Source organism: Sagittula sp. NFXS13 (assembly GCF_040148795.1).
GTDB classification, from domain to species: domain Bacteria; phylum Pseudomonadota; class Alphaproteobacteria; order Rhodobacterales; family Rhodobacteraceae; genus Sagittula; species Sagittula marina.
On record NZ_JAGEMH010000006.1, the window covers coordinates 135,546 to 156,423 of the forward strand.

Below are 20,878 nucleotides of genomic sequence, written 5' to 3' on the forward strand. Positions count from 1 at the left end.
ATGGGGTTGGCGGCGAATAGGCTGGCTGCCATGCGCATCTGGTTGTTGATACTGGCCCTTGCGGTGCTGCCCTTCAAGGTCGCGGCACAGGAAAGACAGGTCTTGTTGTTCTCCCCACCAGCTTTGGTGGAAACAGGGGTGATGTCCTACATCCTGCCGCGGTTCAAGCTGAAGACGCAGATCGCGGTGCAGTTGGTCGATGATCCGGCGCAGGCGCAAGTGGTTCTGGGCGACGCGGGCACGCCGGTCTTTGAGGGGGCCGGTCAGGTATGGGCGTTCCAAGTGACGCAGCCCGGTGGCTGGACGGACCGCTTTGCCGGTTGGCTGGCCGGTGAGATCGGGCGCGATACGATTTTGTCCTATGCGCCTGATGAAACTGCAGTCTTCAGGCCTCCGCCAAAGGTCGCGCAGCCCGTGGTCGAGGTTGATCTGGTGGGTGACCCGGCGCTGGGGCTGCAGGTGTCGCGTCTGAAATGCGCGCGCTGTCACGCGGTCGATGAAGACACGCGACTGACCGACATCGGCTCCACCCCCAGTTTCGCGCTGCTGCGCGGTTTTGCAGATTGGCAAGCGCGGTTCATCGGATTTTATGCATTGAACCCGCACCCGGCCTTTACCCAGATCGACGAGGTGACGCCGCCTTTTGACGCGGCGCGCCCCAGCCCCATCTCCCCCATCCGAATGACGCTGGAGGAGGTGGAGGCCGTGCTTGCCTATGTCGGAGGGTTGCCCCCTGCTGATCTGGGCGCTCCCTTGCAAAGCCAGCAGGATCAATGGTCGCGCCGCTTTGAGAGATAATCGTCGGTGGTGCGTGGGCGCGGCCGCTCGGCCCCGGTAAAGGGGTTGTTTTCGGAGTGTACCTGCGCGTTCACGCGGCAGTCGTCACACATCTGGATCATGCGCAACTTTTCCCCGCCGAACATGGAATGCCCTTCCAACTTGGCCGTGATGCGTTCGACCGTGGATTTCACCCCAAAGAGCGCGCCGCATTCGACGCAGGGGAACGGTTCCTCTTCCTTGAGCACGCGCTGTGTCAGGGCCTGTGGCGTCAGATCCAGACGCGGTTCCAGCGTAATGGCATTTTCCGGGCAGGCGGTGGCGCAGATACCGCATTGCAGGCAGGCGTCTTCCTGGAAGCGCAGCTCTGGCCGGTCGGGGTTGTCGCCCAACGCACCTGAGGGGCAAAGCGACACGCACGACAGGCAGAGGGTGCAGGCGCTGTCATCGACCACCACGGCACCGTAGGGTGCGCCTTCGGGCAAGGGCAGGACCGGCGCGTCAGTCAAGGCTCGGGCCGCTTGTCTGGTGATCTGGCGACGGGTGCCCAAAGGGCGCACGGGGGTGGCCACCGGCGCGGGCGCAGTTTCGTCAAACAGCGCGTCGCTCAGGGCGTCCGGGTCGGACGTGTCGATGATCTGGACCGTTTCGGCGCCACCGATGGCGCGTGCCAGCTGGGCCTGCGCGGTGATGGCATCAAGGTCTGCGGCGCGGTCCGGAAGCAGCGACACGGAGGCAAAACCAGCCGCCAGCCCGGCCACCATCTCGGCATGGCCAAAGACGCCAACCTTCGGCAGTTCCATCGGGATCACATCGGCGGGGAGACCTCGTCCGTGGCGGGCCGAGAGGCGGATCATCTCTGCGCCGTGCGCGTCATGGACCAGAAGGCGCGGTGCGGTGCCGCCCGCGTCGAGGTAGGCTTTGGCCAGGGTCTGCACCCGCTGCATCACCAGATCGACCGGCGGCGCGTCAAAGCTGATTGCGCCGGATGGGCAAGCCGCTGAGCACGCGCCGCAGCCCGCACATATTGCCGGATCGACAGAGACGTGCTCGCCATCCGGGGTGATCGCGCCCGTGGGGCACAGGTCGAGGCACCGCGTGCAGCCGACTTGTTCCGCACGCGAATGGGCACACAATAGCGCTTCGGTGCGCACATGCATCGTCTTTTCAAAGGTGCCGGTCAGATGCGAAGCGGCCAGCAGCGCCGCCGTCACCGCGCCGGTATTTCCGGGATCGGCGCGCAGGTAGCCGTCGCGCTTTTCATGAGCCGGAAAGAGCGGGCTTTCTCCGCGCAGATCCAGCAGGATGTCACAGGTGGCAGTGCCGCCGTCGCGCGGGTCTGTCAGCGTCAGCGGGCCACGCCCGGCGGGATCAACCATGCGCAGGGCGTCGATGACCACCTCGAACCGGCCAAGCGCACCACTGGCGCGGCGTAGAGTCCCGGTGATGACGTCAAAGGCACGGGTGTCGGGCACCTCTGCGCCATCGGGCAGCAGGACGGTAAGACCCAGGTGATCCTTGAGCTGGTCAGCTGCGGCGAGAGCCACGTCCGGCGAGCCAAGGATCAGGCACATGCCTTCGGAAAGTATGTCGAACGTCTTTTCCGGCGCGGCGGGCAGCTGCGCCTCTGCCAGCAATGCGGACATTTTGGGTAGTTTTGTAGCGCCATCATCGGACCATCCCGCCCGGTCCCGCAGGTCGAGCAGGGCGGGCGGGGCGAGGCCCAATTCGTCTGCCAGAGCGGTGAAGGTGGCCTCTTCCTGGGTGCAGGAGAAAATCACATCCCCCGAGGTCAACGCCTCTGCCGCGAGGTCGATCTCTCGGGTGCAGAGCGCCGAGCAGGGGGCGCGCACGTCGAGTCCACTGGCCTGCGACAGGCCATCGGCATCCAGATCGTAGGTGCCGAGACAATCGCATGTTATCAAGGTTTTAGCCATGAATATTCTCCCTGTCAGATCGGCCTCTGCCGGGGTCCGGAGCGCGCGATATTCAGGCTAGCTACACATGATTCGAGGGGGGTCACAACCGCTTTCCGATCCGTGGATACGGTCAAAATCCCGCTGTCCGCTGTCCCTAGAGCGCGACTGATTCGGCGATTCGCAAATTGCTCTTTTTCTGAGCGAAAAAGTCGAGTTGGACAGATTGTCCGAATGGGCCCAGGGCGACTGTATTGTCCGGTCAAAGTGTCCCGAAATCGCGTTCGGTGTGCCGTGGTGTGCGAAATTGCTTTCGCCGCCGGAGATCCTGCGCCACGGTCAACTCACAGGGAGGACCGCCGTGATCAAAAACCCGAAGGCCTATCGCACAATGCGGGTGGGGGTCGTCCTGAGACGGACGCCCGGTGTTACCCGTTGGGCGAAATGGGCCTGGAACGTGGTTGCCGTTCTGCCCGGTGCCGGCCCTGCATCGTGGAGGGAATTGCGCCGCGAGGATGAGGCTGTGGAATACCACGCCGACACACCGGTCCTGGAGCTGCATGGCGCAGAGGCTGAAGCCTACTTGAGCGGGTTGAGTTCGGAGATTCCCAGTCTTTACGTTGTGATGCGCGCAGCCGAGGGCGAGTGGCCCTATGAGGTGCTCCGGGTCACGGCTTCGCCGTATGAAGCGCAGGATTACACCGACAGCGGCGAGGAGCTGGTTGAAAAGGTGCCAATGCCGCACGGCCTGATCGCGTGGGTTCGCTCCTTCGTCGAGGAATTCTACGAGGAAGAGGTGTTCATCAAGCGCAAACGGGATCGGCAGCGGGTCGATCTGGTGCAGGACGGTGTCGGTGATCCACGCGTCGACAAGGCGGCTGACATCTATGCGTCGCCCGCGCAAAAGCGGAGGCGGATCCAATGAGCCGCAGTTTCTGGGAACGCCGTCGCGCAGGCGTCGTCGAAGAGGCCCGGGCCGAAGAGGCGGCGCAGGTGGCCGCTGTCGAGGCCGCGCAGGAACAGGCTTTGGCCGAGCGCTCGGATGATGACCTTTTGGCAGAGGCTGGTATGCCAGAGCCGGATGCGCTGGCCAGCGCAGAGCAGGTGCAGGCGTTCTTGAAGTCAACTCTGCCGCAAAGGCTGAAAACCCGCGCGCTGCGGCGTCTTTGGCGGTTGAACCCTGTTTTGGCGAATCTGGATGGGCTGTTGGAGTACGGCGAGGATTACACCGACTCCGCAACTGTCATTGAAAACATGCAAACTGTCTATCAGGTCGGAAAGGGCATGTTCGACAAGGCCGAAGAGGCCGCGCGCGCGGCGGAGGCCCGGGCGCAGGACGCTTTGGCGAAGCTCGATGATCTGTCCGACGACGCGGATGCGCCCGAGGGATCGCAAAGGTGCGATGACGAATTGCCCGATCCGCCGACGCAGCTTGCCACGGCTGAGCCCAACGCTGAAGACACAGCGCCAGATCATTTCGCCTACGAGACAGATATCGAAGAACCGCCGCTGCCCGTCACCGCGCGCCGGATGCGGTTCCGTTTCGATGACATGGAAGGACGCACATGACCGCTGCACCCGCCGCCACCATTGCCGAAGAAGACCGCCTGCGCGCGGACCTTTATAACTTTCTGGGCCTGATCCTGTCGAACCCGCCCGATGAGATGCTTCTGGAGCAAACGGCGTCTCTGTCAGGCGACGACACGCCCTTGGGGCAGGGGATCACCACGCTGGCCAAAATGGCGAAAGTCACGAAGCCGAAGACAGTCACCGCTGAATACAATGCGCTGTTCATTGGTCTGGGACGCGGCGAACTGCTGCCCTATGCATCCTATTACATGACAGGTTTTTTGAATGAAAAACCACTTGCCGCGCTGCGCCAGGATATGACGCGGCAGGGGTTGGCTCGCGCTGAAACCGTGTTCGAGCCGGAGGATAACATTGCCTCCTTGATGGAAATGATGGGCGCGTTGATCGTCGGCCGCTTCGGCACGCCTGCGGACCTGGGTCAGCAGCGCGACTTTTTCAACAAGCATATCGCTCCTTGGGCGGGTCATTTCTTTAACGATCTCGAAGGGGCCAAGGGGTCAGTATTCTACGCGCCGGTCGGCCGCATCGGTCAGGCCTTCATGGAGGTCGAGACAGAGGCGTTCCGCCTCAGCTGAGTTTTGAACCGGTCGGGACAGCCTGGCCAAACGAGCGGCATGCAGACGTGCCGGAATCCGACTGCGCGATCTCAGATGGCGCAATCCCCAAAGGGAGAAAACCATGTCAGAAAAACAGGCCACGCGCCGCGATTTCCTGAAATTGGCCGGCACCGCTGCCCCCGCTGCTGCCGTGGCTGTTGCCACAAGCGGCACCGAGGCACAGGCCGCAGAACCCGATCTGTCATCGAACACGATGCAGGACACCGCGCACACCCGTGCGTATTACGCCAGCGCTCGTTTCTGAGGGCCGGATAAAAGACTTCAGCGCCCGCCGCCCGGCGGACCTGCCAACCGACGAGAGGCGACTGGTTGCGTGAGGCCCGACTGCCCGACGTCATTGAGCCAACCAAGCAAGCAAGGGCGTGACGCCCAAAGCGCGCAAGGGAGAGAGACACATGCTTAGGAAAAAGACCAACGGGGTTGCGCGACGCCCCCAGCGGACTTCGATCCTGTCCGAGGTTGCAAAGACCTCGGTTGACCGCCGCGGGTTCCTCCGTGGGTCTGGTCTGGCGATTGGCGGCTTGGCCGCGATTGCTGCCACAGGCGGAACCGTTCAGCAGGCCAGCGCAGCGACAGCGGCCACTGGCAACACAGAGATCAAGAAATCCGTATGCACCCACTGTTCTGTGGGCTGTACCGTGATTGCCGAAGTGCAAAATGGCGTCTGGACCGGACAGGAACCCGGCTGGGACAGCCCGTTCAACCTTGGCGCTCACTGCGCAAAGGGCGCATCGGTGCGCGAGCACGCCCACGGCGAACGCCGCCTGAAGTACCCGATGAAGAAAGTCGCCGGGGAGTGGGTTCGTGTCTCTTGGGAAGAGGCGATCAACGAGATCGGCGACCAGATGATGTCGATCCGCGAGGAAAGCGGCCCGGATTCGGTCTACTGGCTCGGTTCGGCCAAGCATAACAACGAACAGGCGTATCTCTTCCGGAAGTTCGCGGGTTACTGGGGCACGAACAACGTCGACCACCAGGCGCGGATCTGTCACTCGACCACCGTTGCGGGTGTTGCGAACACATGGGGCTACGGCGCCATGACCAACAGCTACAATGACATCCACAACAGCCGCGCGATCTTCATCATCGGGGGCAACCCCGCCGAAGCGCACCCGGTGTCGCTCCAGCACGTGCTGAAGGCGAAGGAGCAGAACAACGCGCCGCTGATCGTCTGCGACCCACGCTTTACCCGCACTGCCGCACACGCGGACGAGTTCGTGCGGATGCGTCCCGGTTCGGATGTGGCGCTGGTCTGGGGCCTGCTGTGGCATATCTTCGAGAATGAGTGGGAGGACAAAGAGTTCATCCGCACCCGTGTCTGGGGCATGGACCAGATCCGCGAAGAAGTCGCCAAGTGGAACCCCGAGGAGACCGAGCGGGTCACCGGCGTTCCCGGCTCCCAGCTGGAACGCGTGGCGCGGACCCTGGCAAACAACCGTCCTGGCACTGTGATCTGGTGCATGGGTGGCACGCAGCACACCACCGGCAACAACAACACCCGCGCGTATTGCATCCTTCAGCTTGCTCTGGGGAACATGGGCACCGAGGGTGGCGGCACCAACATTTTCCGTGGCCACGACAACGTGCAGGGCGCGACGGATCTTGGCGTCCTGTCCCACACACTGCCGGGTTACTATGGCCTGTCAAAGGGCTCGTGGCAGCACTGGACCCGCGTCTGGGGCGAAGACTTCGACTGGCTGAACGCTCAGTTCACCAAGATGAAGGGCGCTGACGGCAAGGACAAGGATCTGATGTACGAAACCGGTATCCCGGTGTCGCGCTGGATCGACGGTGTTCTTGAAGACGCGGAGAACATGGATCAGCCGAACAAGGTTCGTGCCATGGTGCTTTGGGGGCACGCGCCGAACTCTCAGACCCGTATGGTCGAGATGAAGAAGGCGATGGAGATGCTGGACATGCTGGTCGTGATCGACCCGTATCCCACCGTTTCCGCCGTGTTGCACGAGCGCACCGATGGTGTTTACCTGTTGCCGGCTTGCACGCAGTTCGAAACCGAAGGGTCTGTCACAGCCTCTAACCGGTCGATCCAATGGCGTCAGAAAGTTGTCGACCCGATCTTTGAATCAAAGACGGATCACGAAATCATCGGTCGCTTTGCGAAGAAGTTCGGCTTCCATGACCGTATGTTCCGCAATATTGCCATCGAGGACGACGGCGTGACCCCGAATATCGAGGACACGACTCGCGAGTTCAACCGTGGCATGTGGACCGTCGGCTACACCGGGCAAACTCCGGAACGGCTGAAGACGCATATGGCGAACCAGCACACCTTTGACCGCACGACACTGCGCGCGCTGGGTGGGCCTGCGGATGGGGACTACTATGGTCTGCCGTGGCCGTGCTGGGGCACCGCTGATATCAAGCATCCCGGTTCGCCCAACCTGTACAACATCAACCTGCCTGTGAAGGACGGCGGCTTGCCGTTCCGTGCGCGCTACGGTGTTGAACGCAACGGTGAAAACCTTCTGGCGGAAGGCGTGTCCAACCCCGGTGCGGATATCCAGGACGGCTACCCCGAATTCACCTATCAGATGCTGGTGGATCTGGGCTGGGACGGCGACCTGACCGAGGAGGAGAAACGCTCCATCGCGACAGTGGCGGGCATCCAGATGGCAGAAGCCATGGAAGGTGATCCATCGGCCGAGCCGAACGGCCTGTCCGAGGGCGATGGCACGCAAGGTGCGGCAGAGGAAGTGGGCGAACAGTCCATGTCTCCGTTCCCGTCGGATTTCAATGCCAAGGCTGGCGGCGTCAACTGGAAGACGGACCTGTCGGGCGGCATCCAGCGGGTGGCGATCAAGCACGGCTGCGCGCCCTATGGCAACGCCAAGGCGCGGACGGTGGTCTGGACCTTCCCGGACCCGGTTCCGGTTCACCGCGAACCTTTGTACACCAACCGGCGCGATCTGGTCGAGGATTACCCGACCTACGAGGACCGCAAGTTTTACCGTCTGCCGACCATGTACGCGTCGATCCAGAAGCAGGACTTTTCACAGGACTACCCGATCATCCTCACCTCCGGGCGACTGGTGGAATACGAGGGCGGCGGGGATGAAACCCGGTCGAACCCATGGCTTGCGGAGCTTCAGCAGGACATGTTCATCGAGATCAACACGCGCGATGCCAACAACCTTGGTGTGCGTGATGGTGCGATGTGCTGGGTCGAAGGTCCCGAAGGCGGCAAGGTCAAAGTGATGGCGATGGTTACCGAACGCGTCGGTGAGGGCGTAGCCTTCATGCCGTTCCACTTTGGCGGCCATTTCCAAGGCGAAGACCTGCGGTCCCGTTATCCCGAGGGCGCAGACCCAATCGTCTTGGGTGAATCCACCAACACGGCGCAGACCTACGGCTATGACTCTGTCACGCAGATGCAAGAGACCAAAGCCACGCTCTGCAAGATCATGCCGGCATAAGGAGAGACACACATGGCAAGAGCAAAGTTCCTCTGTGACGCCGAACGTTGCATCGAATGCAACGCCTGCGTCACCGCCTGCAAGAACGAGCACGAGGTGCCGTGGGGCATCAACCGCCGACGCGTGGTGACCATTCAGGACGGAAAACCGGGCGAACGCTCGATTTCCGTGGCTTGTATGCACTGCTCAGACGCGCCCTGTATGGCCGTTTGCCCGGTGGATTGCTTTTACCAGACCGACGACGGTGTGGTGCTGCACTCAAAAGACCTGTGCATCGGCTGCGGCTACTGCTTCTATGCGTGCCCCTTCGGTGCGCCGCAGTATCCGCAGGCGGGCAACTTCGGGTCGCGCGGCAAGATGGACAAGTGTACCTTCTGCGCCGGCGGCCCGGAGGAGAACAATTCCGCTGCGGAGTTCTCCAAATACGGACGCAACCGGATCGCCGAGGGCAAGCTGCCCATCTGCGCCGAGATGTGTTCCACCAAGGCCCTGCTCGCCGGTGACGGCGACGTGGTGTCGGGCATTTACCGCGAGCGCGTCGTCGCGCGTGGTTTCGGCTCCGGCGCCTGGGGTTGGGGCACCGCTTACGATCAAAAGGGCGGCTGACCGCTTGGTAGGCTGGGGTCGCCCCGGCCTACAACATCGCACCACGGGCGCGGTCCACATTAGGGCCGCGCCTATGACCTATGTGGCGTCCAGAAGCGACGCTGAGCGACGAGGTTCAACATGACAGACCGTGCCAAGCGCACTTCCCGCGGATTTTGGGCCCTGCTTCTGGTGATGGCTGCCCTCGCCGTTTTTTCCTTTGTGATGGCGCCAACAGTGCCGACGACGGTCGCCACCGATCTGGCCGAGGCGCGCGAGGCCACCGGCGGCGCGCAAACGCTGCAGGATATCCTGCGCCGTCAGGAGGGGCTGCCCGTCGACGACAGCTTCCGGTCCGACAATGTGGGGGGAGACGCGGTTCCGCCACGCAATCTGTCTCCGTTGGGGACATCTTCGGATGCCGATCTGTGGCGCGCCATTCGCTACGACAAACTGCCGGGCGCCCAGGTGTCCACCGACACCGAAGTGGGTCAGGTCATGATCCAGGATGGTGGTATGGCGTGGCTGCAATTCCGGGCCGGTCCATTGCGCACCTATGGCGGCTGGCTGCTGCTGGGCACCATCGGCCTGCTGGCGCTATTTTTCTTTTTGCGCGGGCGCGTCATGATTGACGGTGGCAAAACGGGCCACACAGTCGAACGTTTTCACATGGTCGAGCGTGTGAACCACTGGATGACCGCAGCGTCCTTTTTGCTGCTGGGCTTCACCGGGCTCTTCACGTTGTTTGGTCGCAAATTTCTGATTCCGATCATGGGGCACGACGCCAACTCGGTGCTGTTGACCGTGTCGAAATACATCCACAACAACGTATCCTGGGCGTTCATGCTGGGCATCATATTGATGTTCGTGATGTGGGTTGCGCACAACATCCCCAACAAGCTGGACCTCGTCTGGTTCAAACAATACGGCGGCATTGTGGGCAAGAACCACCCACCGGCTGAAAAATTCAACGCCGGTCAGAAAATGATCTTTTGGTCCGTGGTGCTTTTTGGCGCATCGCTGTCGGTGTCGGGTTTGTCGCTGCTGTTTCCGATGGATCTGCCGCTGTTTGCCAAGACCTTTGGCATTGCAAATGATCTGGGCCTGCCGTCGCTGATCGGGATGGACCCGCTGCCTGCCGCCATGGCCCCGCAAGAAGAGATGCAGTTGGCGCAGCTGTGGCATGCGATCATCGCCTTTGTAATGATGGCAGTAATCATCGCGCACATCTACATCGGCTCGGTGGGAATGGAAGGCGCGTTCGATGCCATGGGCAGCGGGCAAGTCGACGAGAACTGGGCCGAACAGCACCACTCCATCTGGTACGAGAAGAAGAAGGCAAAGGGAGAGGCGACCGCGCCGTCGGAGGCCGTAACGCGCACAGAACCGGCGGAATGATGCGCTGGCTGGCGCTGGTCCTTGCTCTTGCGTCACCCGTGTCGGCGCAGGAGTTCACCACGCTCAAGGGACACGGCGGGCCGATCATGGGCATTGCCGTGTCACCTGAGGGGCGTGTTGCAACGGCCAGTTTCGACAACTCTGTCGGACTTTGGGATAGCAGTGAACCGCAGTGGCTGGAGGGGCACGAGGCTGCCGTGAACACGGTAATTTTTGGTCCCCGGGGCGTCATATCCGGTGCGGATGATTTCACTGTTCGGGGGTGGCCCGAGGGGCAGATCATCGCGCAGCACAGGGGCAAGGTGACATCTCTGGCGCTTCAGGGAGGAATGCTTGCCAGCGGCAGTTGGGACGGGACCATCCATCTGACATCAAAGACGGGCGTGCAGGTTTTGAATGCGCGGGACGGTGTGAATGCCGTGGCCTTTGGCGAGGGCGCGCTGTTTGCCGGCACCTCCGCCGGAGCATTGATGCGGTATGCAGACGGCGCGGCGTTGCCATTGGTGCAGCATGGCTTTGGTATCAACGAACTGATCGTCACCCCCGACTGGATCGCCTACGGCGCAGTGGACGGCGGCACCCGGATCATCGACCATGACGGGGCAGAAATTGCCGATGTGACGCTGGACCGCCGTCCGATCCTGGCCATGGCCTATCACGCTGCGACCCATCAGCTCGCCGTGGGGGACGGGCAGGGCTACATCATGATGCTGGACACGCGAGATTGGCAGATCAGCCGAGATTTTCGCGCCACGCGGCAAGGTCCGGTGTGGGCACTGGCCTTTTCGCCGGATGGGCAAACGATATGGGCCGGCGGCCTCGATGACGTTGTCTACGGCTGGCCGGTGGAGGCGTTGGACGCTTTCACCCCCGGTATATCCGGCGACCGCAGTTTTCTGCGCGACGCTGACACCATGTCAAACGGGGAAAGGCAATTCATGCGCAAATGCTCTATTTGCCATGCGCTGACCCCTGGACCCAGTCGGAAAGCGGGTCCAACCTTGTACGGGGTTTTTGGGCGCGCTGCCGCGACAGTTCCGGGATATATCTACTCTGACACACTTAAGGGGGCCGGGATCGTCTGGACGGAGGCCACCATCAACGCATTGTTCGACCAAGGGCCGGATTACTATATCCCCGGCTCGAAGATGCCCATGCAAGTGATCGCAGGCGCGCAGGACCGCGCCGATCTGCTGTCATGGCTGAAATCGGCCACATCGGCCCATACGGAAGAAGGTGAGAAATGAAGGCAGTCATACTCGGCATACTGGCCGCGGCGGTGATCGGCGTGGGCGCGTGGTTCGTGCTCAATTCGCTGGACCTGACGACGGCCCAGTCCCATGCGGATGATCGCAGCGTCAGGCTGGACTGAATGGCAGGAGACTACGGCAGCGACCTGGCGGGGGCGTCCATCCTTGTGGTGGATGACGAACCGGGGATGCGCAACTTTCTGTTCAAGACGTTGCAGCCGAGGGTCAAGCGCGTGGAATTGGCCAGTTCGCCCGAGGAAGCCTCGGTCAAGCTGGACGAGTGCCATTTCGACCTCGTGATCCTCGACAATGTGATGCCGCGCAAAACAGGCTTGGAGTGGGTGACGGAACAGCGAAAGCTGGGGTTTCTCGCGGATACGATCCTGATCACGGCCTATGCGGACCTTGAAACGGCCATCGCGGCCCTGCGGGCAGGTGTGTCGGATTTCGTGTTGAAGCCGTTTCGCGCCAACCAGATCCTTGGCTCCGTGGCGCGCACGCTGGACCGTAAGTATCTGCGGCGCGACAATACCCTGCTGCGCCATGAACTGAAAGTGGACGGGCAGGGCAAGCTGTTGGGAACCTCCGCGGCATTGTCCGAAGTGCGGAGCCTGTTGCGAAAACTCGCGCCGCTGCCGACGCCGGTGCTCTTCACCGGGGCTTCCGGCACGGGAAAGGAACTCGCCGCGCGAACCTTGCATCAGGCGTCGGATCGGGCGGAACGGCCCTTTGTCGCGGTGAACTGTGCCGCCATCGCACCGGATCATATCGCGCAGGAGCTGTTCGGCATCAACGGGCCGGGGGATGATCTGAAACCGGGGCTGTTCCTGTTGGCGGATGGCGGGACGCTGTTTCTGGACGAAGTGGCGCAGATGCCCGAGGTCGTTCAGGCGGCACTGTTGCGCGCGCTGGAGGATCAGCGTGTGCGACCCGTCGGCGCAGAGCGTGAGTTCCCTCTGAACCTGCGTCTTCTGTTCGCCACCAATGCTGATCTGGAGGAGGCCGTGGCGCAGGGGCGGTTCCGCGCTGACCTCTATCACCGCATGAATGTTGTGCGTATAGACATGCCGCCGTTGAAAGATCGACTGGAGGACATCACCGAACTGGCGGCTTTGTTCATGCAGCAATCGGCGACATCCTTGGGGCTTCCCGCGCTGGATTTGTCTGCGGACACGCTGCTGAAACTGTCGCGCTACCACTGGCCCGGCAACGTACGGGAGTTGAAGAACCTTATCGAACGTTCGGTGATCCTTGGGGAATTCCCGCAGGAGTTCGCGGGCGACTCAAAGGTGACCGGCGCCCGCGCGGTGGAGAACCTCGAACAGGTCATGCAGCGGCATATCTTGCATGTGCTTGACCTGTGCGACGGCAACCGTGCCGAGGCCGCGCGGCGGCTTGGGGTCTCGCGAAAGACCATCGACCGCCGCGTTTCCGCTTGGGAGGATTAGAGCCCGCGCAGCCCCTCGTAAATCTGAGCGCGATCAGGGGTCAGCGGCAGCAGGTCCGCTTGTAGAGCGTGGTAGATGTCGGGTTTGCCGATGAATTGCCGTCCCGTCGGGCGGTTGTCGTCGTCCAGTTCCGGGAACCAGCCGCCATGGGTTTTGTCGATCAGATGCGCATCGGCAAACTGCCATAGCTTGCGATACCACGCCGCGTCTTCCTCGGTCCCGCCGGCTTTCAGCAGGGAGGCCAAGACGCCGATGCCTTCTGTCACGGGCCACCAGTAGCGGTCGGTGATGGCGGGCGCGCCATCGAAATCGATCGTGTAGATCAGTCCCCCGCGCGCCTCGTCCCACGCGTCGTGCAAGGCGCGATAGATGATCTTGCGCGCGCCCTCTGTGACGTCTGTGTCAGTCAGGGCGCCCCATTGCATCCAAAGCCGCGCCCATTCCAGCGAATGCCCCGGCGTGTGCCCGGCGGGGCGGAACATCGGATCGCCCGCATAGGCGCGGTCAACCTGCCAGTCAGAATTGTAATGTTCCGGGATGCGCCAGTCGTACTGCGGCGCCGTCTTGTTCACGAAGAAATCCAGAATGCGTCCGGCGCGGTCCAGGAAATGTTTGCGCCCGGTGGCCTCGAATGCAGAAAGCAGAGCTTCCACTCCGTGCATATTGGCATTCATGCCGCGATAGTCCGAAAAGGGCTGCCAGTCGCGGGTGTATTCATCGGCGAAAAGGCCGTTGTCGTCCTCCCAGAAGCGCTGTGTCAGCACTTGGTCGGCTTGATCCAGCAGGCCAAGCGCTTGAGAGTGCCCGGCGGCGTAGGCGCTGCTGGCGGCGAGCAGGACAAAGACATGCCCATAAGCGAGCTTGCGCGCGTCGTGCACTGTGTTGTCGTCCACCGCCCAGAGCCAGCCGCCGTGATCGGCATCGTGATGCTGATGCGCGATGGTGCTGAGCCCGTGCTGGATCATGTCGTCGCCCGCATCCAGCCGCGCCAGCTTTCCCAAGGCAAAGCTGTGCACCATGCGTGTTGTCGCGTGAAGCTCCTGAACCTTCGTGCCCATCGGCGTGCCATCCAGCTCCAACTGGTAAAATCCACCCGCAGGCCGCTTTGCTTTGCGGAAAAAGGCGAATTGCCGTTCGGCATCGGCGCGCAGGGCCGCGCGGTGGGCGTCGTCATCCAGCCAGCGGTGCGCGGTGTCGTGTCCAATCATATCGTCTCCTCAGGCGTTCCAGCGTACCGTGCCAAGACCGGACAGATCATAGCCGTCCATACGCTCGGCGCGGAACATCATAGCTTCCGACTGGCAAAAGGTCATCAGCCGTTGCATCGGGGTGTCAAACCATGCGCGGCGGTTCACCAACAGATCAAAACGTTCGTCGATCAGCGGCACAAACGGCAGGCCGAAGTCCCGCGCCACGGATTCCAGACCAAGCGTGGCATCGGCATCGCCGCGCGCCACGGTCTGTACGGCTTCTGTTTCGGTGCGGGCGATGTCTGTTTGCGTGAGGGTGTTGAGCGGCAACCCGGCACGCTCTGCCAGATGACGAAACAGAACGCCGCTGCCGGAGTCCGGTTGTCGTGGAACGATACGCCGCCCCTTCAGGTCAACCATGGCCGCGATGCCCTGCACGTCACGGCCGAGCACCAGCCCACGAGAGCGGGTGGCGAAACGCACAAGGACGGCGTTCTGGCCACTACAGTCCCGGGCAACGCGCGGAATGTTCCATGCGCGCCCGTCGGCGTCGAGAATGTGCAAACCGGCGGCCACACCTTCGCGCCTGCGAAAGCGTGCCAACCCGTCGGATGAGCCGTCGAAGTAGCTCGCCAGCCCACAGCGGGATTCCCGGATGGCCCAGTCGAGCAAGGGATCGTGGCTGCCCAGGACGACTGAGGGCCGAGGTGGTTTGCTGACGGCGCCTTCGGAATGCGCATCGAGCCACGCCCGAACCCCTTGGGCCGGGAACAGCAGCTTGCCGGTGGCGCGCGTGCATGGCACCTCGCCGGTGGAGGCAAGGTCATAGACCTTGCGCTCCTTTATCCGCAGCAGCTCTGCCAGTTCTGGCACCGTCAGAAATTCCGGCTCGCTCATGGTTCAACCCCTTTTGGGGTCTTAGCTACCCTGTTCCGGCGCGTTGGGAAAGAACAGCTGCTGGCCGTCAACCATGTAGGCGGCGATGGCCTCTTGCCCCTCGTCCGAGATCAGCCAGTCGTTGAAGGTCTGAGCCGCCTCGACATTCACGCTGGGACATTTTTCCGGGTTCACAGGGATCACGCCATATTGGTTGAACATGGCATCATCGCCCTGAACGGCGATCTGATAATCCTGCTTGTTTCCGAAGTTGATCCATGTGGCGCGGTCGGTCATGACGTAGGCGCCCATACCGAGGCCCGCGTTCAATGTTGCGCCCATGCCAGAGCCTGTCTCGCGATACCAGTCGCCCGACCCGCTGGCAGTGTCTACGCCTGCGGCCTTCCACAGCGCGACCTCTTTTTTATGTGTGCCGCTGTCATCGCCGCGGGACGCAAACAGCGCGCCCTGTTCGGCGATGGTCGCCATTGCAGGCGCCACATCGGTCATGCCCGCGACGCCTGCAGGATCATCCGCCGGTCCGACGATGATAAAGTCGTTGTACATCAGATCGGTGCGCGTGGTGCCGCCGCCATCCGCGACAAACTTTTCCTCTGCCGGTTTCGCATGGACCAGAAGCACGTCGCCATCACAGTTGGCCGCGTTCTTGATCGCTTGACCCGTGCCGACGGCGACCACGTTGACGGTGATGTCTGTCGCTTCGGTAAAAATCGGCAAAAGATAGTCGTACAGACCCGAATTTGCGGTCGAGGTGGTGGACTGCACAATGATGGACTCATCGGCCAGTGCGTACATGGGGGCCGTCACCAGCACGGCTGCCAGCGTCAATTTCGTAAGTTTCATATTTTCTCCCAGTGGTTTTAGCAATCAAACGACGATCCTGCCGTTGATGAAATCCCGCGCCACAGCACTTTGCGGTCGGGGAAAGAATTGATGTGCGGGGCTGTGTTCCGCCACATGGCCGCGGTGCAGAAACACCACATCATCGGCAAGGCGGCGGGCCTGACCGACGTCGTGGGTGACAAGGATCACCTTTACACCTTGGTGGGCGGCTTGCGTGATAATGCGTTCGATGGCGAGCACAGAACCGGGATCGAGGCTTGCAGTCGGTTCGTCCAGAAGCAACACCTGCGGGTCAAGCGCCAAGGCGCGCGCCAGAGCAAGCCGCTGCGCTTCGCCGCCTGACAGGGCGCGGGCCGGCTGGCGGGCCTTGTCCAGCAGTCCGACATGATCCAAAAGCGCATCACGGCGAGAGCGGTCGCCGCGCCGCGCCTTCAGCACGAAATCAATGTTTGCGGCGACGGACCGGCGGAGCAATACGGGCTTCTGGAACACCAGCGCCTGGGTGGAGGTCTTGGCCTCGGCGGGCGTATCATTCCATGTCACTTTGCCGGCGGTGGGGCGGATCAACCCGTGCATCAGGCGCAGCGTCTGTGTCTTGCCCGTGCCGTTCGGGCCCATCAAGGCCGTCACCCCGGGCGTGTCGATACAGAGGTTCAAGCTGTCCAGAACATGACGGCCACCAAGCGACAGCCTTACGTCCCGCATCCGCAATGCGGGCGCTGTCTGTTGCGCGCTTTTGTTCGCCGGGAAGGTCATGTCACGCATGGGCCACCTCCTGCGCCGCGCCGCGCATCCGCAGGCCCTGCACCAGTGCATTTACGCCAAGCGCGATGATCATCAGCACCAGTCCCAGCGCCAGCGCCAGCGCGAGCTCGCCCTTGGACGTTTCCAGCGCGATGGCGGTGGTCATGACGCGGGTCAGATGGTCGATGTTGCCGCCGACGATCATCACCGCGCCGACCTCTGCCACGGCGCGGCCAAATCCCGCCAGGGCAACGGTGATCAGCGCCATACGCCCATCCCAGAGCAACGCTTGCATGATCTGCCAGCGGGTCAGGCAAAGAGAGCGGAACTGTTCTGCATATTCGTCGTGCAAGGTTTCCAAAACCTGCCGCGACAGCGCGGCCACGATGGGCGCGATCAGGATTGTCTGTGCGACAATCATTGCTGTTGGCGTGTAGAGAAGTCCAAGAAATCCAAGGGGGCCGGCACGTGACAAGGCGAGGTAAACCAGCAGGCCCACGACAACTGGCGGCAGACCCATGAGCGCGTTCACGACGACCAGAGCCGCGCCCCGTCCCGGAAAGCGCGTGATCGCCAGCAAAGCGCCGAGTGGCAGTCCGATCAAACAGGCCAGCAGGCAGGCCGACAAGCTGACACGCAGGGACAGACCGACGATCTCAATCAGATCGGCGGAGGGGTTGAGCACCAGCCCAAAAGCGAGCCCAAAGGCGTCCCCAAAGTCCTGCATATTCTCCGTAGCCCTCCCGGCCAATCTGATGCCAAGGTATCGTTTTAAGGAGCGCTATCGCAAGGGAATGCTTGTCCCGTTGGGGCGGCCGCGGAGGGCGATTGGGGACATGCTGTCCGCGCTGTGGCGGGTGGCTGGGAAATTATGCAGCTATTTGCAAGGCGTATCAGCGCAGTTGTGCCTTCATGGCCGCGTCTGGAAAACACGTCGCGCGCTGTCCGTTGGCCTCTTGCCAGCGTCCAATGGACCGTCGCGTCTTGAAGCCTGCCAATCCGTCTGCACCGCCAACGTCATTGCCCGCGGCCTCAAGTGTACGCTGCATCACGGCCACATCGGACCGGTACAGTCCCCCGACGGTGCCCCACTTCGCACTGAAATCACCCAAGCCATATTGGATACGGTCGCCCACGTGGCCGACAAACAGCGCGTAGAGGTCGCTCATATTGTAATCTTTCAAAACGTAGAAATTTGGCGTCACGATAAAGGCTGGGCCATGCCGTCCAGCAGGCATCAGAAGATAGCCTTCGCCGCGTGATTCGTGTTCCGGGAAGGCTCTGCCATTTACCCGAGCAACACCCATCGCCGCCCAATCGGAAATCCGGCGACCTTGGTCCGGACCTTCGAGCGTGCAGGACACGGCATCGGGCACTTTGACCTCAAAGCCCCAATCGCGATCGGTCTGCCAACCGTGTTGACGCAGATAGCGCGCGATGGAGGCGATAGTGTCCGCCTCGGACCGCCAGATGTCTGCGTGACCGTCACCGTTGCCGTCGGCGGCATATTTCAGGAAGTTGCTCGGCATGAATTGAGGCTGTCCGAGCGCGCCGGCCCAACTGCTGCGCATGGCCTGTGACGGGGCATGGCCGGCCTCGGCGATCTGCAACAGGGCAATCAGCTCGTCGGTAAAATAAGATGCACGCGTGGACATGAACCCCTTGGTGCCCAAGACTTCGAACGCATTGTGTGGAATCTTGGCCGCGCCGTAAGCGCTTTCACGGCCCCAAATGCCCAGGATGATGCGTCCTGGCACGCCGTAGGTCTGCTCTGCCTCGGCCAAGGCCCCGGCATATGCGCGCATCATGCGACGGCCCTGTACTGTTGCACCATCCAGAGACCCACGATTGAAGTACTTGGCAGGACTGCCGAATTCCGCCTGTCGTTGACGTTTCGGCGTCTGCGCAGGGCTGCCCGGAGGCACCAGATCTGGCAGCTGCCAATTCAAATGCACTCCATCGAAGGCCTGATCGAATGTTTGCTGCGAGACACCTTTACGCTCGGCTTCCGGCCAAACCGTGTTGCGCAACCATGCCTGAAACTGCTGTTCCACAGAGGACCGATCCTGTGCCGCAGCGGACAAGGGCAACAGTGCGAAAACAAGGATCACGAAAAGGGTGCGCAAGGTCACAAAAGGGGCTCCGACATCTGTGGTGTTCGAAGCAGGGTAGTGTCTTGCGCCAACATGTCATCCTTTTGCGGCGGGGATGAGCGGGGTTTTTCCGAAACGATGCTCAGGCTTCCCGTTCGGAGAGGTTCACCACTTTGCATTTCCAGCTTTGGATACGTTCGCCCGGGTGCTCGTTGACCCATTTTGCAAGCTGCGGCTGTGCGCCCATCATGCAGGCCATCGGGGTGACATCGGTGAACAGCAGGCTGCGTTGCATGCAATCAGCGGCCTGAGACTGAGTGCCGAATAAGCACGTGACAAAGATAAGCTCGATCATGAGGGACCTCGTTAATACATCCTTTAGTCGCAGTTTAAGTCTGTCGAAATACCAATCAGCGTCGAGTTAATTTTGTGTGTGGCGCTTTGGGGGAAATCCATGCTGCGATGCAGAAACGGACGATTTTTGCAGAACTGCATGAGAAAGGGGCGATATGAAAAGGCCACGGAAAGGCTTTTCGTTACGGACAAGGCTGGCTGCCGGAGCTGTGGCGCTGACCTTTGGCACGGTGTTGACGGCGGTGACACTTCTGCTCGGAATGGCGCAGGTGGGATCACGGATCGAAGCCGCGTTGGCAGCGGAGGCGCGCATGGCGCGCTATGCCACGCTGTCGACGCAGGTGTCGACCTTTCTGGTGGTGGCGACCGAAGCGCTTCAGCGTGACTTGCCCGCAGAGGTTCGCGCCGACCGTCTGGCGCCTGTGGTCGACAGCATCCAGCGCACTTTTGTGCGGTTGAACCACGATCTGGAAGCCGCCGTAACCGATGCAAGGGCCGTGGGCATCGACCGACAGTCCCGGCACGCCACCCAGTCGCTGACACTGGCACGGATGCATGCCGCTTTGGACCAAAGTCTGCGCGGCCTGTCGCAATACGGACGCGACGCAGCTCAATTGCGCCCTGTTGTGGACAACTTCGCCAACAGTTTTGATCCCTTGCTGAACGAGGCGATCAACGGCGAAGCCCTGTTCCGGCGCGAAACTCTGGTGGGCATCGAAAGCCTGCGGTTCCGGTTCACGTGGGCGGCCATATTCATGGCGTGTCTGTCGCTGGTCATGGCCGCCGCGTTTTATTTCGGGCTTATTCATCCGCAGTTTCGGCGGCTGGATCTTCTGCGGGGCGCCGCGCGACAGATTGGCACGCAGGATTTTGCCGTGGCTCTGCCGGACACGCGCAAGGATGAAATCGGCGCGCTGTTCGATGAAACCAATCGTGCTGCGCAGGCCCTGGCCGAACGGCAGGCAGACGTTCAGGCGGATTGGGACCGCCTGAACGAAGTTATTTACGACCGAACGGTAGCATTGCGCAGTGCGAATGCGCGCCTGGAAGCCGTCGACGAAAGCCGCCGCCGTTTGTTTGCCGACATCAGCCACGAATTGCGCACGCCTCTGACGGTGATCTTGATGGAGGCGCAATTGGGTCGCCAGACTGCACCAGAGGCGAGCGAGGTCTTAGAGACGATTGAGACCCGCGCCGCACGGTTGAACCGTCGCATCGACGATCTTTTGCGTGTCGCGCGGTCTGACAGTGGCTCTTTGGCTTTGTCACTGGAGGAGACCTCCCTGTCAGCGTTGCTGGAGGAGGTCGGCGAGGAAGTGCGCGCCGAATGTGCCTCTGCCGGGATGGTGCTCGATCTTGCACCCGGTCCGGGCGAGGTTCTTGCAGACCGCAACTGGCTGCGACAAGTGTTGGTGGGGTTGGTGCGCAATGCCATTCGCCACGGGCGGACGGGCGGCCAGGTGCGACTGTCCTGCGATCTGGCTGCGGAAAACGTGGACCTGTCGGTGACAGACGCCGGGCCGGGTATCCCCTCCGACAAACAGGCCCGTATCTTCCAGCGCTTCGAACAAGCTGCGCCGAACCAGGCCGGATTTGGCCTTGGTCTGGCGTTGGCGAAATGGGTCATCGAGGAACATGGCGGCCAGATTACCGTGGAAAGCCCGGTCGCCGCGCCTTTGTCTGACGCGCCGGGCACGCGAATCCGCCTTCGCCTCCCGCGCGTAGTGAGATAGAAGAGCGAC

The 20,878-nt window shown here is 61.9% G+C and carries 20 protein-coding genes; 12 read left to right on the plus strand and 8 right to left on the minus strand.

Translation table 11 applies throughout. The features are described from left to right. Window positions 1-30: 30 nt before the first annotated feature. A complete protein-coding gene (locus tag J4E08_RS14020; protein WP_349539031.1) occupies window positions 31-798 on the plus strand; it encodes a hypothetical protein in 768 nt (255 codons plus the stop codon). Here the strand turns inward: J4E08_RS14020 and J4E08_RS14025 are convergent. Beyond that, a complete protein-coding gene (locus J4E08_RS14025) occupies window positions 771-2,714 on the minus strand; it encodes a 4Fe-4S binding protein (protein WP_349539032.1) in 1,944 nt (647 codons plus the stop codon). The two genes, J4E08_RS14020 and J4E08_RS14025, sit on opposite strands and share 28 nt — an antisense overlap. A gap of 370 nt (window positions 2,715-3,084) precedes the next feature. Between J4E08_RS14025 and J4E08_RS14030 the strand changes: the two genes are divergently transcribed. The 10 genes from J4E08_RS14030 to J4E08_RS14075 all read left to right on the plus strand — a co-directional run bounded on the left by J4E08_RS14030 (window position 3,085) and on the right by J4E08_RS14075 (window position 13,015). After that, window positions 3,085-3,618 (plus strand): DUF3305 domain-containing protein, encoded by a 534-nt coding sequence (locus tag J4E08_RS14030; protein ID WP_349539099.1) that lies wholly within the window; start codon window positions 3,085-3,087, stop codon window positions 3,616-3,618. Further along, window positions 3,615-4,262 carry a DUF3306 domain-containing protein gene (locus tag J4E08_RS14035; protein WP_349539033.1) on the plus strand — a complete coding sequence of 216 codons (648 nt, stop codon included), beginning with the start codon at window positions 3,615-3,617 and terminating at the stop codon, window positions 4,260-4,262. The genes J4E08_RS14030 and J4E08_RS14035 overlap by 4 nt, the downstream gene beginning before the upstream one ends. Continuing rightward, window positions 4,259-4,858: a TorD/DmsD family molecular chaperone gene (locus J4E08_RS14040; protein WP_349539034.1), complete on the plus strand. Its 600-nt coding sequence runs from the start codon at window positions 4,259-4,261 to the stop codon at window positions 4,856-4,858. The genes J4E08_RS14035 and J4E08_RS14040 overlap by 4 nt, the downstream gene beginning before the upstream one ends. Window positions 4,859-4,961: 103 nt before the next feature. Further along, on the plus strand, window positions 4,962-5,144 hold the full coding sequence (locus J4E08_RS14045; protein WP_183968597.1) for a twin-arginine translocation signal domain-containing protein: 183 nt from the start codon (window positions 4,962-4,964) through the stop codon (window positions 5,142-5,144). A gap of 151 nt (window positions 5,145-5,295) precedes the next feature. Further along, window positions 5,296-8,334, plus strand: coding sequence for a formate dehydrogenase subunit alpha (locus J4E08_RS14050; RefSeq protein ID WP_349539035.1), 3,039 nt, complete (start codon window positions 5,296-5,298; stop codon window positions 8,332-8,334). Window positions 8,335-8,346: 12 nt separating this feature from the next. Further along, on the plus strand, window positions 8,347-8,940 hold the full coding sequence (fdh3B, locus tag J4E08_RS14055; RefSeq protein ID WP_349539036.1) for a formate dehydrogenase FDH3 subunit beta: 594 nt from the start codon (window positions 8,347-8,349) through the stop codon (window positions 8,938-8,940). Window positions 8,941-9,060: 120 nt separating this feature from the next. Continuing rightward, window positions 9,061-10,317 carry a formate dehydrogenase subunit gamma gene (locus J4E08_RS14060; RefSeq protein ID WP_502949273.1) on the plus strand — a complete coding sequence of 419 codons (1,257 nt, stop codon included), beginning with the start codon at window positions 9,061-9,063 and terminating at the stop codon, window positions 10,315-10,317. Continuing rightward, window positions 10,317-11,564 (plus strand): c-type cytochrome, encoded by a 1,248-nt coding sequence (locus tag J4E08_RS14065; RefSeq protein WP_349539101.1) that lies wholly within the window; start codon window positions 10,317-10,319, stop codon window positions 11,562-11,564. The genes J4E08_RS14060 and J4E08_RS14065 overlap by 1 nt, the downstream gene beginning before the upstream one ends. Then, window positions 11,561-11,689 (plus strand): hypothetical protein, encoded by a 129-nt coding sequence (locus J4E08_RS14070; RefSeq protein ID WP_281374900.1) that lies wholly within the window; start codon window positions 11,561-11,563, stop codon window positions 11,687-11,689. The genes J4E08_RS14065 and J4E08_RS14070 overlap by 4 nt, the downstream gene beginning before the upstream one ends. Next, entirely contained in the window at window positions 11,690-13,015 is a 1,326-nt protein-coding gene (locus J4E08_RS14075) for a sigma-54-dependent transcriptional regulator (protein WP_349539037.1), read from the plus strand. Here J4E08_RS14075 and J4E08_RS14080 read toward each other — a convergent pair. The 7 genes from J4E08_RS14080 to J4E08_RS14110 all read right to left on the minus strand — a co-directional run bounded on the left by J4E08_RS14080 (window position 13,012) and on the right by J4E08_RS14110 (window position 19,137). Then, a complete protein-coding gene (locus J4E08_RS14080; RefSeq protein ID WP_349539038.1) occupies window positions 13,012-14,223 on the minus strand; it encodes an AGE family epimerase/isomerase in 1,212 nt (403 codons plus the stop codon). The two genes, J4E08_RS14075 and J4E08_RS14080, sit on opposite strands and share 4 nt — an antisense overlap. Before the next feature lie 9 nt (window positions 14,224-14,232). After that, complete coding sequence (locus J4E08_RS14085) at window positions 14,233-15,102, minus strand: substrate-binding domain-containing protein (RefSeq protein ID WP_349539039.1); 870 nt, start codon at window positions 15,100-15,102, stop codon at window positions 14,233-14,235. A 21-nt stretch (window positions 15,103-15,123) separates the two neighbouring features. After that, a complete protein-coding gene (locus tag J4E08_RS14090) occupies window positions 15,124-15,945 on the minus strand; it encodes an ABC transporter substrate-binding protein (RefSeq protein WP_349539040.1) in 822 nt (273 codons plus the stop codon). 24 nt (window positions 15,946-15,969) lie between these two features. After that, a complete protein-coding gene (locus J4E08_RS14095; RefSeq protein WP_349539041.1) occupies window positions 15,970-16,710 on the minus strand; it encodes an ATP-binding cassette domain-containing protein in 741 nt (246 codons plus the stop codon). Then, a complete protein-coding gene (locus J4E08_RS14100) occupies window positions 16,703-17,416 on the minus strand; it encodes an ABC transporter permease (RefSeq protein ID WP_183968613.1) in 714 nt (237 codons plus the stop codon). The genes J4E08_RS14095 and J4E08_RS14100 overlap by 8 nt, the downstream gene beginning before the upstream one ends. A gap of 166 nt (window positions 17,417-17,582) precedes the next feature. Beyond that, window positions 17,583-18,815 carry a lytic murein transglycosylase gene (locus J4E08_RS14105; protein ID WP_349539042.1) on the minus strand — a complete coding sequence of 411 codons (1,233 nt, stop codon included), beginning with the start codon at window positions 18,813-18,815 and terminating at the stop codon, window positions 17,583-17,585. A gap of 109 nt (window positions 18,816-18,924) precedes the next feature. Continuing rightward, on the minus strand, window positions 18,925-19,137 hold the full coding sequence (locus J4E08_RS14110) for a hypothetical protein (RefSeq protein WP_183968617.1): 213 nt from the start codon (window positions 19,135-19,137) through the stop codon (window positions 18,925-18,927). Between the two features lie 154 nt (window positions 19,138-19,291). On the opposite strand from J4E08_RS14110, the gene J4E08_RS14115 reads away from it, so the two are divergent. Further along, window positions 19,292-20,869 carry an ATP-binding protein gene (locus J4E08_RS14115; RefSeq protein WP_349539043.1) on the plus strand — a complete coding sequence of 526 codons (1,578 nt, stop codon included), beginning with the start codon at window positions 19,292-19,294 and terminating at the stop codon, window positions 20,867-20,869. The last annotated feature ends 9 nt before the right edge of the window (window positions 20,870-20,878 follow it).